The sequence below is a fragment of the Comamonas flocculans genome (assembly GCF_007954405.1).
Classification (GTDB): domain Bacteria; phylum Pseudomonadota; class Gammaproteobacteria; order Burkholderiales; family Burkholderiaceae_C; genus Comamonas_C; species Comamonas_C flocculans.
Genome location: NZ_CP042344.1, coordinates 2,913,862 through 2,927,469, shown reverse-complemented (window position 1 = coordinate 2,927,469; position 13,608 = coordinate 2,913,862). Strand labels below are relative to the sequence as shown.

Below are 13,608 nucleotides of genomic sequence, written 5' to 3'. Positions count from 1 at the left end.
AGCAAACCATCTTTCCGCTTTCGATGAAACCCTTTCTCCGCCACCAGCTGGAACGCCACGCCGAGCGCCTCAAGGAGCTGGACTTCCTGCTCTCGCGCGAAGACATCATGGGCGACATGCAGCAGTACCGCACGCTCTCGCGCGAGCATGCCGAAGTCAGCGCCGTCACCAGTCGCTGGTCCCGCTACCTGCAGCGCGAGGCCGATGCCCAGGCCGCCCAGGCGCTGCTGGACGACCCTGAAATGGCCGAGATGGCGCAGGACGAAATCGATGGCGCGCAGACCGAGCTGACCCAGCTCGAATCCGAGCTGCAGCGCCTGCTGCTGCCCAGGGACCCGGAAGACGAGCGCAACGCCTTCCTTGAAATCCGCGCCGGCACCGGCGGTGATGAATCCGCCCTGTTCGCCGCCGACCTCGCGCGCATGTACACCCGCCATGCCGCCAACGTCGGCTGGCGCGTGGAGGTGATGAGCGCGCACGAAAGTGAGCTGGGCGGCTACAAGGAGGTGGTGCTGCGCATCGAGGGCGAGCAGGTCTTCGGCTGGCTGCGCTTTGAATCGGGCGGCCACCGCGTGCAGCGCGTGCCGGTGACGGAAACCCAGGGACGCATCCACACCAGCGCCTGCACCGTCGCCGTCATGCCCGAACCCGACGAACACGAGGCCATCACGCTCAACCCCGCCGATCTGCGCATCGACACCTTCCGCGCCAGCGGCGCGGGTGGCCAGCACATCAACAAGACCGACTCCGCCGTGCGCGTGGTGCACCTGCCCACCGGCATCGTCGCCGAATGCCAGGACGGGCGCAGCCAGCACGCCAACAAGGCGCAGGCGCTACGCGTGCTGCAGGCGCGCATCCAGGAAAAGGAGCGCAGCGAACGCGCCGCGAAGGAAGCGGCGCTGCGCAAGGGCCTGGTGGGCAGCGGCGACCGGTCTGATCGCATCCGCACCTACAACTTCCCGCAGGGGCGGCTTACCGACCACCGCATCAACCTCACGCTCTACAAGCTGCAGATGGTGATGGACGGCGACCTGGGCGAGGTGCTCGAAGCCCTGCGCAGCGCGCGCGAGGCCGAGCTGCTGGCGGAGCTGGAAGAAAATTGAGCCAAATACGGCTCCAGCCCTTGCCCGACAAGCGCTGGCAGCTACCAATACAATGAGCAGCACCACCACCATGCGCTTCGCCCTGCAGCAAGCCCAGGCCCAAGGCCTGGCGCGCATCGACGCGCAAATGCTGCTGCTGCATGCGCTGGGCCGCGCCGCGCACGACCGCGCTTGGCTGATCGCCCACGATGACGACGCGCTGCCCGCTGGTGCGCAGATCGCCTTTGCCGGGTTCGTCCAGCGCCGCCTGCAGGGCGAACCCGTGGCCTATCTCACCGGCCGCAAGGCCTTTTATGGGCTGGACCTGGCCGTGGACGAGCGCGTGCTCGATCCGCGCCCCGACACCGAAACCCTGGTCGATTGGGCGCTTGAAGTCCTGGCGCCCCTGTCTGCGCCGCATGCCATCGACCTGGGCACGGGCAGCGGGGCGATCGCCCTGGCGCTCAAGGCGCGGCGCCCCGACGCCCAGGTGAGCGCGGTGGACGCGAGCGAGGCGGCGCTGGCGCTCGCGCGGGCCAATGCGCAGGCGCTCGCCCTGCCCTTGCACCTGCGCCACGGCCACTGGCTTGAGGGCGTGGCCGAATGCTTTGACCTCATCGTCAGCAACCCGCCCTACGTTGCGGAGGGCGACCCGCACCTGGCGGCGCTCACGCACGAGCCGCGCATGGCGCTGGTGAGCGGCGCGGACGGGCTGGCCGACATCCGCGCCATCGTCGGTCAGGCGCCGGCGCGCCTGCGCCCGGGCGGCTGGCTGCTGCTGGAACACGGCCACGACCAGGCCAGCCAGGTCCAGGCCTTGATGCAGGAAAGCGGCTTTATCCAGGTGCAAGGCCGCAAGGACCTCGCGGGTATCACCCGCTGCACCGGCGGGGCAATACCCGCGCCGCGCATCCCCGCGGCCGCGGGGGTGGAATAATTCAGCCCCCACTGCCAGCGGTGGCAAGGTTTTCAGGAGTTTTTCATGAGCGACGTCCAGCAACGCATCGACCAACTGGTCAAGAGCAACCCCATCCTGCTTTTCATGAAGGGAGACGCCCATTTCCCGATGTGCGGTTTTTCCGGCCGTGCGGTGCAGATCCTCAAGGCCCTGGATGTGGACCTGGACCAGCTTGCCACGGTGAACGTGCTCGACGACGAGGAGATCCGTCAGGGCGTGAAGGAATACAGCAACTGGCCGACGATTCCGCAGCTCTACGTCAAGGGCGAACTCGTCGGCGGCGCGGACATCATGATGGAGATGTACGAGTCGGGCGAGCTCAGGACCCTGCTGGCCGAAGTCCAGGCCTGATACGGCTGCTGCGCCGTCCGGAGCATCGCTGCGCGGCTGCGCCCGGGGCCATGCCGCGGGCGGGCGCAGCCGCGCAGCCCGCCCTCACTCGGGCATGGAGCAGTGCCCGCCCTGGGTGGCCTGGCCCGAACCCGCGGCGATCGGCGCCAGCTCCCAGCGCAGGTCGACCGGCGGCGAGGCGTTGTAGTCCCAGGCCAGGAAGGCGGCGAACAGCAGCCAGAAGACGGTACGCAGCGCGGCGGGTTTCATCGCTTGCCCACCTCCCTCAATAGCCCATGCGCCTGCGTATGCGCAGGCCGAAGATGGTGCCGGCGAAGGCCATCGGGGCCCAGATCCAGCCGTGGATCGAACCGGTGGAGATGCCCGAGAACATCGCCCCGATGTTGCAGCCAAAGGCCAGGCGCGAGCTGTAGCCCAGCAGCAGCCCCGCGAGCAAGGCCACGCTCCATTGCCTGCCCGTCATCGGTTTGTGCGCCGCCGGCTTGCCGGCGCTCACCCACAGCGCCCCGGCCAGGATGCCGACGTTGGTGATGGTGGTCACGTCGAGCAGCACGCTCTGCTGCAGGATGGCGGCGTTGTCCGGCAGGCTCCAGAACCAGTTGTGCGCCGGGTCCACCACGCCGGCCGAGGTGGCCATCTTGGCCACCCACAGCCCCGGGCCGTAGATGATGCCCCAGGGGTTGCCCGAGATGAACAGCACCAGCGCGGCGAACGCCGCGATCATGATGGCGCCCACGACCCATTTGCGCACCCACAGTTGCGGCGCCGCCGCGCCGCGCGCGCGGTGCCAGCGGCGCGTGTACCAGGCCACGCCCACGCCGATCAGCGCCAGCGCCACCAGCGTGAGCGCCAGCGCCCGCTGCCAGCCCAGCAAGGTGACAAAGCCCACCGGCTCGGTGCGCCCCAGCTCCAGCCACCAGCCCAGATGCCAGCTGCCCAGGAAGCTGCCGACCGCAAACAGCGGCAGGATGGCGGTATTCAGCGGTATGCCCATGCCCGCCTTGTAGAACACGCCGCTGCCGCAGCCGTCGGCCACCTGCATGCACAGGCCGAAGGTGAAGGCGCCCACGAGCAGGCTGACGCTGGGCGGGCCCAGCGCCGCGGTCAGCTCGCCGTAGTGCCCGAGCAGCGGCATGCACAGCAGCGCCGCCAGCCCGAAGGCGATGAGCTGGCCGACGACGCCGCTGGGGTTCTTGTCCTCCACCAGGATGCGCCAGGCCGTGGTGAAGCCGAAGCGCTGCCCGGCCAGCGCCACCCCAAGGCCGATGCCGGCGAGGAACAGCAGCGCCTGGCGCATGGAAACGCTCCAGAGCATCCAGGCAAAGAAGACCGCCATCAAGGCGAGGAGGGGGAGGCGCTTCATTTCTTCAGGTTCTTCCATGCCTGCGCAAACGCCTGCACGATCTGTTCGCCGCGGCCGGGCGCATGGAGCGTGGGCAGCATGGGCACCGCTTGCACCCAGTCCACCATGGAGCCAGGGTAGATCTTCACGTCCTTCATGCCCAGGATTTCATGCGTCTCGAACCACACCAGCGCGGACCACACGCCGGTGTTGCAAAACACCACCAGGTCCTGCCCCGCAGGGCGCTGGATCTCCTGCGCCAGCCGGCGTGCCTCCTCGGGTGCGACCGACAGCGCCGAGCCGTTCTGCACCCAGCGCGTGAAGTCCTGCTGCACCGCGCCGGGCAGGGTACCGGCCATGCGTGCCATGGGCGCCTTGAACTGGCCAAGGTAGAAATTCTCGGGGCGCACGTCCAGCAGCACCGCGTCGCCCTTTTGCACGTGCGCCAGTACCTGCGCGCGCGTGGCAGTCCAGCGCGGGTTCCATTGCGGCTGCCATTGGCTGGGCGCCGGATCACTCACGCTTTTGGTGGTGGCCATGCCGTCGAAGTCCCAGGACTGCATGCCGCCGTCCAGGATGGACAGCTCTTTCACGCCCAGCGACTTGAGCATCCAGTACACGCGCGCGGCCGCGCCGAAGTCGGTGCCGTCGCTGCCTGCGGAAATCACCACGGCATGGCTTTCTGGCGTGAGCCCCAGGCGCCGCACCAGGGCCACCATGTCTTGGGCAGGCGGCAGAATGCCGAAGTTTTCCGGCGGACCCAGCCATTCGTTGTAGGGGGCGTTGTGCGCACCTTCGATGTGGCCGCCGGCAAAGCTCTGGGCATCGCGGATGTCGACGATGCGCACGGCAGGGTCGGCCAGCAGCGGCTCGAGCTCGTCCGAGCTGAGCAAGGGCTGCGCCGCAAAAGCGGCGCCGCACCACAGCAAAAAGGCAAGCAGCCAATACTTCATGTTTCATCCGCCCGGGGCCAACCGGTTATTGTCCGGTGCATGCCCCGCGCGACCAAGGACATTTTTCCATTTTGCTTATGACTGAAAAGCCTGAAGAACCCGCCGGCACGCCGGCCACCGTGCCCTGCCCCACCTGCGGCCAACCCAGCCTGTTCGCCCCGAGCAACCGCTACCGGCCGTTTTGCAGCCGGCGCTGCCGCCAGATCGACCTGGGCGCCTGGGCGGCAGAAGAGTTTCGCGTGCCGAGCAGCGCCCCGCCCGATGATGCCCCTTTCGGAGACCCCCGGCAGCTGCCCTGAATTTTCAGCCAAAACGCGCTTGAGCCCAATGCTGGCAAGCGCTTGCAGCTATGCTTTCAAGACCCTTCAGCACCAAGGGCCCGGGCATCGAAAGGCAAGCCCCTCTCCTGCGCCAGCATCTGCAGCACCGGGAAGGCACCTGGCAGCAGGGGCCGCACCGTCGGTGGCCAGCTCTGCCAGGCCATCCGCTGACCTTCGCGCATCTGCAGCTCGCCCTGCCAGTCGAACACCTTGCACCAGTGCAGGCGCACCAGCGCATGTGGATAGTCGTGCTCGGTCACTTGCCAGGGATGGGCGGCGGCGATGGTGATGCCCAGCTCTTCCTGCAGCTCGCGGCGCAGCGCCTGCTCCACGCTCTCACCCGCCTCCAGCTTGCCGCCCGGGAACTCCCAGTAGAGCGCATAGGGCTTGCCCTCGGGGCGGCTGGTGAGCAGCATCTGCCCGTCTGCACGCAGCAGGATGCCCGCCGCGACCTCGGTGTGCCGGCGCTTCACGCCGCCGTGCGCCCGGAGTAGTCGCGCGCAAACTGCCACGCCACGCGGCCGCTGCGCGAGCCGCGCTCCAGCGCCCACAAGAGCGCCTCGGACCGCGCCGCCTCAATGGCTTCGGGCGCGACGCCGAAGTGCGCGAGCCACTGGCCGGCGATGGCGAGGTATTCGTCCTGGTTGAAGGGATAGAAACTCAGCCACAGGCCAAAGCGCTCGGAGAGCGAAATTTTCTCCTCGACCACCTCGCCCGGATGCAGCTCGCCGTCCTCGGAGTGCTGGTAGCTGAGGTTTTCCTTCATGTACTCGGGCAGCAGGTGGCGGCGGTTGCTCGTTGCGTAGATCAGCACGTTGGGCGTGGCCGCGGCCACCGAGCCGTCCAGGATGCTCTTGAGCGCCTTGTAGCCCGGCTCGCCTTCATCGAAGCTGAGGTCGTCGCTGAAGATGATGAATTTTTCCGGCCGCGCGGCGACGATCTCGACGATGTCGGGCAGGTCGGTGAGGTCGCCCTTGTCCACCTCGATCAGGCGCAGGCCCCGGGGCGCGTAGGCCTGCAGGCAGGCCCGGATGAGCGAAGACTTGCCGGTGCCGCGCGCGCCGGTCAGCAGCACGTTGTTGGCAGGCTTGCCGGCCACGAACTGCTCGGTGTTGCGCCGCAGTTTTTCTTTTTGCGGCTCGACCTCCTTGAGGTCGTCGAGCTGCATCGCGGCGATGTGGCGCACCGGCTCCAGCGCACTGCCACCGCTGGCGCGGCGCCGGTAGCGCCAGGCGATGGCGCCGTCCCAGTCGGGCGCGGCAAGCGGCCTGGGCAGGATGGTCTCGATGCGTGTGATGAGCTGGTTGGCACGCTCCAGCAGCAAATCCAGTTTGTCGTTCATTTTGGCTTGCAGCCCGCACCGGACAAGCGCAAGCCGCTATGGTTTTCAGGATCTGTAGTCGGCGTTGATGGTGACGTAGTCGTGGCTCAGGTCACAGGTCCAGACGGTGTCCTGCGCGCTGCCGCGCCCGAGCAGCACGCGCACCGTGATCTCGCTTTGCTGCATCACGCGCTGGCCGTCCTCCTCGCGGTAGGCGGGGTGGCGCCCGCCGCGCGTGGCCACGTGCACCTCGTCCAGATAGAGCTCGATCTTCGTCTGGTCCAGGTCAGCGATGCCCGCGTAGCCCACCGCCGCCAAAATGCGCCCGAGGTTGGGGTCACTGGCGAAGAAGGCGGTCTTGACCAGCGGCGAATGCGCGATGGCGTAGGCCACCTTCAGGCATTCCGCGGTGTCCGCGCCCTGCTCCACGCGCACGCTGATGAACTTGGTGGCCCCCTCGCCGTCGCGCACGATGGCTTGCGCGAGCTGCTGCGCCACGCCGCGCAGCGCGGACATCAAGGCCTGGCCCTCGTCGCTGTCCAGCGCGGTGATCGGCGCGTGCGCCGCCTTGCGCGTGGCCATGAGGATGAAAGAGTCGTTGGTGGAGGTGTCGCCGTCCACCGTCACCCGGTTGAAGGACTGGCCGGCCAGCTCCTGCACGGCGACGCGCAGCAGTTCGGGCGCGATGTTCGCGTCGGTGGCGACAAAGCCCAGCATCGTCGCCATGTTCGGATGAATCATGCCGGCGCCCTTGGCAATGCCGGTCACGTGCACCGGCACACCGGCAATCGCGATCTGGGTGCTGAAAGCCTTGGGCACGGTATCCGTCGTCATGATGGCCTGGGCGGCGCGCAGCCAGTGCCGCGGCTGCGCATCGGACACCGCTGCGGGCATGCCGGCAAGAATGCGCTCCAGCGGCAGCGGCTCCATGATCACGCCGGTGGAAAACGGCAGCACCTGCTGTGGCTGCACGCCCAGTTGCCAGGCCAGCTGGGCGCAGCTCTTGCGCGCATCGAGCAGGCCCTGCTCCCCCGTGCCGGCATTGGCCACGCCGGTGTTGATCAGCAAGGCGCGCACGTCGCTACCCGCGGCCAGGTGTTCTCGGCAGATCTGCACCGGCGCGGCGCAAAAACGGTTCTGCGTGAACACGCCCGCCACGGCGGCGCCCTCGTCGAGCAGGAGGACCGTGAGGTCCTTGCGCCCCGGCTTGCGCACACCGGCTTCGGTACTGCCCATGCGCAGGCCCTCCACGGGATGCAGATGTTCGGCCACCGGGGTCTGAAGGTTGACGGGCATCTCGGCTCCCAGGGTTCAGGCCAGCTTGCCGTGGCAATGCTTGTACTTCTTGCCGCTGCCGCAGGGGCAGGGATCGTTGCGACCGACGCGCGGAACGGCCGCTGCCGCCGCCGCGGCAGTCACCGCGGCCTCGCCGGTTTCGGTGGGCGCGCTGTAGGTGACGTTGGTGACGCTCTCGTTGCGCGCATTGACGGCTTCGGCCGCCTGGTCCACCTGCTCGGGCGACTGCACCTGCACGGTCATCATCACGCGCGTGACCTCGTCGCGGATGTGGTCCAGCAGCTGGCGGAACATCTCGAAGGATTCGCGCTTGTATTCCTGCTTGGGCTGCACCTGGGCATAGCTGCGCAGGTGGATGCCCTGGCGCAGGTAGTCCAGCGCGGTGAGGTGGTCGCGCCAGCTGGTGTCCAGGCTTTGCAGCAGCACCGCGCGCTCGAACTGGTGGAAGTTCTCCTTGCCCACCAGCGCCACCTTGGCCTCGAAGGCCTCGCGCGCGGCGTTCACCACCTGCTCGACGATGTCTTCGTCGGACAGCACCTCGGAGGCCTGCACCTGCTGCACCAGCGGCACATTCAGCTGCCAGTTGGAGGCAAGGTCCTTTTCCAGCCCCGCCAGGTCCCACTGCTCCTCCACCGACTCGGCGGGCACGTACAGGCGCACCACGTCGGTCATGCAGGCGTCGCGCATCGCTGCGATCATGTCCGACAGGTCGGCCGCATCCAGGATCTCGTTGCGCTGGCGGTAGATCACCTTGCGCTGCTCGTTGGAGACGTCGTCGTACTCCAGCAGCTGCTTGCGCATGTCGAAGTTGCGCCCTTCCACCTTGCGCTGCGCGCTCTCTATGCTGCGCGTGACCATGCCGGCCTCGATGGCTTCCCCGTCGGGCATCTTCAGGCGCTCCATGATGGACTTGACGCGCTCGCCCGCGAAGATGCGCATGAGCGGGTCGTCCAGGCTGAGGTAAAAGCGCGAGGAACCGGGGTCGCCCTGGCGGCCGGAGCGCCCGCGCAGCTGGTTGTCGATGCGCCGCGATTCATGGCGTTCGGTGGCGATGATGCGCAGGCCCCCCAGCGCCATCACCTTCTCGTTGTCGGCCTTCCACTGCGCGCGCAGCTCTTCGAGCTTGCGCTCGCGCTCGGCTTCGGAGAGGGACTCGTCGGCCTGCAGCGCCGCAATGCCCTTGTCGATGTTGCCGCCCAGCACGATGTCGGTGCCGCGCCCGGCCATGTTGGTGGCAATCGTGATCGACTTGGTGTGACCGGCCTGGGCGATGATTTCCGCCTCGCGCTCGTGCTGCTTGGCGTTGAGCACCTGGTGGGGCAGCCCGGCCTTGGTCAGCAGCTCGTCGATGATCTCGGAGTTCTCGATCGAAGACGTACCCACCAGCACCGGCTGGCCGCGCTCGTAGCACTCGCGGATGTCGGCAATGGCCGCCTCGTATTTCTCGCGCGTGGTCTTGTAGACGCGGTCCAGCTGGTCGTCGCGGCGGCTGGGCTTGTTCGGCGGGATGATGACGGTCTCCAGGCCATAAATGTCCTGGAATTCATAGGCCTCGGTGTCGGCCGTGCCGGTCATGCCCGAGAGCTTGGCGTAGAGGCGAAAGTAGTTCTGGAAGGTGATCGAGGCGAGCGTCTGGTTCTCGGCCTGGATGTTCACGCCTTCCTTGGCCTCCACCGCCTGGTGCAGGCCTTCGCTCCAGCGCCGCCCGGCCATCAGGCGGCCGGTGAACTCGTCGACGATCATCACCTCGCCGTCCTGCACCACGTAGTGCTCGTCGCGGTGAAACAGGTGGTGCGCGCGCAGCGCCGCATACAGATGGTGCACCAGCGAGATGTTGGAGGCCGCGTAGAGCGACTGGCCTTCGGGTATCAGCCCCTGGCTGGCCAGAATGCGCTCGGCGCTTTCAAAGCCCTGCTCGGTGAGCGTGACCTGGCGCTGCTTTTCATCCACCGTGAAATCACCCGGCGTGATCACGCCTTCACCGGTGCGCGCGTTGGCCTCGCCCTCCTGGCGCTTGAGCAGCGGCACCACCTTGTTCATCGCCAGGTAGGTGGCGGTCTGGTCCTCGGCCTGGCCGCTGATGATGAGCGGCGTACGCGCCTCGTCGATCAGGATGGAGTCCACCTCGTCGACGATGGCGTAGTTCAGCGGCCGCTGCACCCGGTCGCGCCCCTCGTAGACCATGTTGTCACGCAGGTAGTCGAAGCCGTACTCGTTGTTCGTGCCGTAGGTGATGTCGGCGTTGTAGGCAGCCTGCTTTTCCTCGCGCGGCATGTTGGGCAGGTTGATGCCCACGCTCAGCCCCAGATAGTTGTACAGCCGCCCCATCCACTGGGCGTCGCGGCTGGCCAGGTAGTCGTTCACCGTCACCACGTGCACGCCCTTGCCCGCCAGCGCGTTCAGGTAGACGGCCAGCGTGGCCGTGAGCGTCTTGCCCTCGCCGGTGCGCATTTCGGCGATCTTGCCGTAGTGCAGCACCATGCCCCCGATGAGCTGCACGTCGAAGTGGCGCATCTTCATCACGCGCTTGGAGGCTTCACGCACCACCGCAAACGCTTCGGGCAGCAGATCGTCCAGGGTTTCTCCCTTGGCCAGACGGTCACGGAACTCCTGCGTCTTGCCGCGCAGCTCCTGTTCGCTCAGTTTCTCGTGGTCGGCCTCCATCGCATTGATGCGGCGAACGGTCTTGCGGTATTGCTTGAGCAGCCGGTCGTTGCGGCTGCCCAGGAGTTTGGTGAAGAAATTGGTGCCCATGCGGATGCCGCCGCCACGCCGGGCCGGGGGCCGGCGGACGGTGATTGACCTCAAAGAAGAAACAGGTGCAGATGCAGGCCGCGAAAGCCGATTGCAAGGGTCAGCAACTCAGCGCTCGCCAGCCAGGCAAAGCCCGAAACCGAGCATTTTACTGTTGCCCGGGCTCGACACTGTGTTCGCGCCCGGCGACCATCTGCACGGGCGACTTGCCTTCGCCGGCAAACAGGAAGCTGCTGGGGTTCTGCCAGACGCCATCCTTGAGCACCTCGAAATGCAGGTGCGCCCCGGTCACGCGGCCAGTGGCGCCGACCTCGGCGATCTTCTGCCCCTGGCGCACGAGATCGCCCTTCTTGACGAGCACCCTGGAGGCGTGGGCGTAGCGGGTGATGAGGCCATTGCCGTGGCTGATCTCCACCATGTTGCCGTATTCGCGGTGAAACTGCTGCGTGACCACCACGCCCCCCGCGGCCGCGGTGATGGCGGTGCCCGAGGGCGCCGGAAAATCAAGGCCGGTGTGGCGTGCGACATGGCCGTTGATCGGGTCGATGCGGGTGCCAAAGGGTGAACCCACGGGGCGCCCGGCCACCGGCAGCATCGACGGAACCAGCGTGGTGCGCGCCTGCTGATCCACCAGGCGCGATTCAATGGTCAGCATGCGGTCGTGCCGGGCGTCGGTGCGCTGTACCAGCGCGGTGAGCATGTCGTCGAACTCCTGCATGCTCAGCGGCCTGTCGTCCAGCAGGATGCCGCCCTGCCCCGGCACCGGCTCCCATTTGACGGGCGGCAGGCCCGCCAGGCCGCGAACGCGCTCGTCCAGCGACTCGAGTTGCATCAGCCGCGCCTGCATCTCGCCGAGTTTGCGCGCCATCGCGTCCAGGCTGGCGCGGGCTGCGCGCTCCTGGCGCTCGAGCACGCGGTCCGGCGCAGGCCAGAGCACGGCGGTGCGTTCGGCCATGGCGGCGGGCAGGCTTTCCGCCTGCAGCGCCAGCCACATCAGGGCCGCGCCCAGAAGGACCAGCGCCGCCATCGCGGCCAGCACATGCGTCCAGCCCACGTTGAGCACACGACTCCTGGTCGCATGAAGGTCGGTAATGATCAGGTGCACAATGCACACTCCTCTTTGTGCAACAAGTTCGCCCGTGCAGCGTCGCCACTACGCCATCTCACTGGAACAGGCCAGCCAGGAAGCGCCCGCACTCGCCCGCCTGGCGGCGCTGGCACACGAATCGAAAGAGCGCCTGCAGTCGCTGCAGACGCTCATCCCCATGCCGCTGCGCTCGCAGGTGCAGGCCGGCCCCATCGAGGGCGAGACCTGGTGCCTGCTGGTGCGCAGCAACGCCGCTGCCAACAAGTTCAGGCAGCTGCTGCCGGTGTTTGTTGCACACCTGCGCGGCAAGGGGTGGGAGGTTAGCGCGATCAGGCTGAAAATTCAACCCGACTGACGCGGCCTCTGCAAACGCCAGCGGCGTAGCCTGCGGGAGGCGAGGCCCGGCACCCGTCGCGCCGATGGCCCGGTGCCCGGCATTGCTCTCGCGGTAGCCGCATACTCCTCGGACGGCCCACTGAGGAGCGAAGCATGCAATTCCCGAAGCTCGGACCCATTCTCTGGTTGCTCCTGGGCGCAACGGCTGCGGTCGCGCAGATCAATGCCGGAAGTCTGCCCGCCACCCCATCACCGCCGTTCAAGCTCACCAAGGTTGCGCAGTTCGATCTGCCGTGGCGCATTGCCTCCCTGCCGGACGGGCGCATGCTGGTCACCGAGAAGCCCGGCAGGCTCTTCCTCACGACCCCGTCCGGGCAGAAGCTCCAAGTCACTGGCGTGCCGCCGGTGTTCCATCAACGCCAGAACGGCCTGCTCGGTGTCTATCTCGCACCGTCCCACGCGAGCGACGGGGCGATCTATCTGACCTATTCGGAGCCCGGACAGGTCCGGGGCACCTCGAGCCTGGCGCTCGCCCGCGCGACGCTCAGGCTCGGCACAGGCACCGCCAGGCTGCAAGACCTGAAGGTCATCTGGCGCGATCCGATCAAGGGCAAGGGAGGCCAGGTCGGCGCCGCCGTGGCCTTTTCACCCGACCAGAAGTTTCTCTTCCTCGCGGCCGGCGATCGGCAGCGCATGACCCCCGCCCAGGATCCGAACCAACCGCTCGGCAAAATCCTGCGGCTGACCCTGGACGGCAAGCCCGCACCAGGCAACCCCATGGAAGGCAAGACTGGCGCACGGTCGGTCCCCGTGATCGATCCGCCAAGAGACACCCAGGCCGCCAAGGCCGCACCGGTTGTGCGCACCCATGTCTTTGACGGTCCCAATCTGACGCCGTCCGAGACCTGGACCTCGGGCCATCGCACGCCCTACGGCCTCGCGTTCGCGCCGGACGGCCGCCTTTGGGTACTCGAGCACGGACCGCGTGGCGGCGACGAACTCAACCTGATCGAGCCGGGCAAGAACTATGGCTGGCCGCTGGTCTCCTACGCGGTGAACTACAACGGCGTGCCCATTGCAAGCCCCGACACGCGCCCCGATCTCGCCCAGCCCGTGATCTACTGGACGCCCGTTTTCGCGCCCGGCAACCTGATGTTCTACAGCGGCGCAATGTTTCCACAGTGGAAGGGTTCGGCGTTCGCATCCGGCCTCGTCAGCCGCGCGCTGCACCGCATCGAGGTGCACGGCGCGAGCGCGCAACCAGCCGAGCACTGGACGGTAGGCTTTCGCGTCCGCGACGTCGAGCAGGCGCCCGATGGTGCCCTGTGGTTGATCGAAGACAGCCACGAGGGCGGCTTGTATCGGCTCACGCCAAAGTGATCACCCCGAGGTCGTTGCAACGCGCGGACCATCGCCCACGGCTGCAAGCGGTCAGCAGCCCGATGTCGCCCCGGCAGTTTTGGACACCGTCCAGGCGCGGTCATCCGAAGCACCGACCCGCAGCGTGGTGCAGGCATCGGCCATGATGGTCACCAGCTTCATCCCGTCAGCGCCACAAACACCTGGAGCCACCGACGGGTCGCGCTCTCATTGACGCACCGGACCGCATCCCGGCTCCCGCAACTGGTTGCGGTTTCGCGCCAGGTCATTGGTGCGATGCTCTTTTTCAGGGGACCAGGGCACTGAGGCAGCGGCAAAACACCTCAAGGAAAGCTGGTGCCGGTTGTCGGGTTCGAACTGACGACCTTCCGCTTACAAGGCGGGTGCTCTACCAACTGAGCTAAACCGGCAAGGGCCGTGATTCTAAC

General features: G+C 67.3%; 14 protein-coding genes and 1 tRNA gene. 6 read left to right on the top strand and 9 right to left on the bottom strand.

Translation table 11 applies throughout. The features are described from left to right. Positions 1-23 precede the first annotated feature (23 nt). From prfA to grxD, 3 genes are read left to right on the top strand one after another with little or no spacing between them, the layout of a single operon-like run. A complete protein-coding gene (gene prfA / locus FOZ74_RS14015) occupies positions 24-1,103 on the top strand; it encodes a peptide chain release factor 1 (protein ID WP_146913630.1) in 1,080 nt (359 codons plus the stop codon). 52 nt (positions 1,104-1,155) lie between these two features. Beyond that, positions 1,156-2,019, top strand: a complete 864-nt coding sequence (prmC, locus tag FOZ74_RS14010) for a peptide chain release factor N(5)-glutamine methyltransferase (protein ID WP_146913629.1) — start codon at positions 1,156-1,158, stop codon at positions 2,017-2,019. A gap of 45 nt (positions 2,020-2,064) precedes the next feature. Beyond that, positions 2,065-2,391 (top strand): Grx4 family monothiol glutaredoxin, encoded by a 327-nt coding sequence (gene grxD / locus FOZ74_RS14005; RefSeq protein ID WP_146913628.1) that lies wholly within the window; start codon positions 2,065-2,067, stop codon positions 2,389-2,391. Between the two features lie 84 nt (positions 2,392-2,475). On the opposite strand, the gene FOZ74_RS16090 is transcribed toward grxD, so the two are convergent. The 3 genes from FOZ74_RS16090 to FOZ74_RS13995 are packed head-to-tail and all read right to left on the bottom strand — an operon-like array spanning position 2,476 to position 4,686. Beyond that, complete coding sequence (locus FOZ74_RS16090) at positions 2,476-2,640, bottom strand: hypothetical protein (protein ID WP_186764601.1); 165 nt, start codon at positions 2,638-2,640, stop codon at positions 2,476-2,478. A gap of 16 nt (positions 2,641-2,656) precedes the next feature. Continuing rightward, entirely contained in the window at positions 2,657-3,754 is a 1,098-nt protein-coding gene (locus FOZ74_RS14000) for a YeeE/YedE thiosulfate transporter family protein (RefSeq protein ID WP_146913627.1), read from the bottom strand. Continuing rightward, positions 3,751-4,686, bottom strand: coding sequence for a sulfurtransferase (locus FOZ74_RS13995; protein ID WP_146913626.1), 936 nt, complete (start codon positions 4,684-4,686; stop codon positions 3,751-3,753). Before FOZ74_RS13995 ends, FOZ74_RS14000 begins: the two co-directional genes overlap by 4 nt. Before the next feature lie 77 nt (positions 4,687-4,763). Here FOZ74_RS13995 and FOZ74_RS13990 point away from each other — a divergent pair, with 77 nt between their 5' ends. Next, complete coding sequence (locus tag FOZ74_RS13990) at positions 4,764-4,985, top strand: DNA gyrase inhibitor YacG (RefSeq protein ID WP_146913625.1); 222 nt, start codon at positions 4,764-4,766, stop codon at positions 4,983-4,985. Positions 4,986-5,041: 56 nt separating this feature from the next. On the opposite strand, the gene FOZ74_RS13985 is transcribed toward FOZ74_RS13990, so the two are convergent. From FOZ74_RS13985 to FOZ74_RS13965, 5 genes are all read right to left on the bottom strand, one after another. Further along, positions 5,042-5,422: an NUDIX domain-containing protein gene (locus FOZ74_RS13985; protein ID WP_255437861.1), complete on the bottom strand. Its 381-nt coding sequence runs from the start codon at positions 5,420-5,422 to the stop codon at positions 5,042-5,044. A gap of 53 nt (positions 5,423-5,475) precedes the next feature. Continuing rightward, positions 5,476-6,348 carry an ATP-binding protein gene (locus FOZ74_RS13980; RefSeq protein WP_146913623.1) on the bottom strand — a complete coding sequence of 291 codons (873 nt, stop codon included), beginning with the start codon at positions 6,346-6,348 and terminating at the stop codon, positions 5,476-5,478. A 45-nt stretch (positions 6,349-6,393) separates the two neighbouring features. Then, positions 6,394-7,623 (bottom strand): bifunctional glutamate N-acetyltransferase/amino-acid acetyltransferase ArgJ, encoded by a 1,230-nt coding sequence (gene argJ / locus FOZ74_RS13975; RefSeq protein ID WP_146913622.1) that lies wholly within the window; start codon positions 7,621-7,623, stop codon positions 6,394-6,396. Between the two features lie 15 nt (positions 7,624-7,638). Next, the gene (secA, locus tag FOZ74_RS13970; RefSeq protein WP_146913621.1) at positions 7,639-10,377 is read right to left on the bottom strand and encodes a preprotein translocase subunit SecA; all 2,739 of its coding nucleotides are present in this window, start codon (positions 10,375-10,377) and stop codon (positions 7,639-7,641) included. A 148-nt stretch (positions 10,378-10,525) separates the two neighbouring features. Beyond that, on the bottom strand, positions 10,526-11,482 hold the full coding sequence (locus FOZ74_RS13965) for a M23 family metallopeptidase (RefSeq protein WP_255437637.1): 957 nt from the start codon (positions 11,480-11,482) through the stop codon (positions 10,526-10,528). A gap of 34 nt (positions 11,483-11,516) precedes the next feature. On the opposite strand from FOZ74_RS13965, the gene FOZ74_RS13960 reads away from it, so the two are divergent. Both FOZ74_RS13960 and FOZ74_RS13955 read left to right on the top strand, forming a co-directional pair. Continuing rightward, positions 11,517-11,819, top strand: coding sequence for a hypothetical protein (locus FOZ74_RS13960; RefSeq protein WP_146913620.1), 303 nt, complete (start codon positions 11,517-11,519; stop codon positions 11,817-11,819). Between the two features lie 134 nt (positions 11,820-11,953). Next, positions 11,954-13,180: a PQQ-dependent sugar dehydrogenase gene (locus FOZ74_RS13955; RefSeq protein WP_146913619.1), complete on the top strand. Its 1,227-nt coding sequence runs from the start codon at positions 11,954-11,956 to the stop codon at positions 13,178-13,180. Between the two features lie 334 nt (positions 13,181-13,514). Here the strand turns inward: FOZ74_RS13955 and FOZ74_RS13950 are convergent. Beyond that, positions 13,515-13,590: transfer RNA gene (locus FOZ74_RS13950), tRNA-Thr, on the bottom strand. Positions 13,591-13,608 lie beyond the last annotated feature (18 nt).

Excerpts from the sequence above, each read along its gene's own strand:
- prfA (WP_146913630.1), top strand. The coding sequence starts at position 24 with ATGAAACCCTTTCTCCGCCACCAGCTGGAACGCCACGCCGAGCGCCTC.
- prmC (WP_146913629.1), top strand. The coding sequence starts at position 1,156 with ATGAGCAGCACCACCACCATGCGCTTCGCCCTGCAGCAAGCCCAGGCC.
- grxD (WP_146913628.1), top strand. The coding sequence starts at position 2,065 with ATGAGCGACGTCCAGCAACGCATCGACCAACTGGTCAAGAGCAACCCC.
- FOZ74_RS16090 (WP_186764601.1), bottom strand. The coding sequence starts at position 2,640 with ATGAAACCCGCCGCGCTGCGTACCGTCTTCTGGCTGCTGTTCGCCGCC.
- FOZ74_RS14000 (WP_146913627.1), bottom strand. The coding sequence starts at position 3,754 with ATGAAGCGCCTCCCCCTCCTCGCCTTGATGGCGGTCTTCTTTGCCTGG.
- FOZ74_RS13995 (WP_146913626.1), bottom strand. The coding sequence starts at position 4,686 with ATGAAGTATTGGCTGCTTGCCTTTTTGCTGTGGTGCGGCGCCGCTTTT.
- FOZ74_RS13990 (WP_146913625.1), top strand. The coding sequence starts at position 4,764 with ATGACTGAAAAGCCTGAAGAACCCGCCGGCACGCCGGCCACCGTGCCC.
- FOZ74_RS13985 (WP_255437861.1), bottom strand. The coding sequence starts at position 5,422 with ATGCTGCTCACCAGCCGCCCCGAGGGCAAGCCCTATGCGCTCTACTGG.
- FOZ74_RS13980 (WP_146913623.1), bottom strand. The coding sequence starts at position 6,348 with ATGAACGACAAACTGGATTTGCTGCTGGAGCGTGCCAACCAGCTCATC.
- argJ (WP_146913622.1), bottom strand. The coding sequence starts at position 7,623 with ATGCCCGTCAACCTTCAGACCCCGGTGGCCGAACATCTGCATCCCGTG.
- secA (WP_146913621.1), bottom strand. The coding sequence starts at position 10,377 with ATGGGCACCAATTTCTTCACCAAACTCCTGGGCAGCCGCAACGACCGG.
- FOZ74_RS13955 (WP_146913619.1), top strand. The coding sequence starts at position 11,954 with ATGCAATTCCCGAAGCTCGGACCCATTCTCTGGTTGCTCCTGGGCGCA.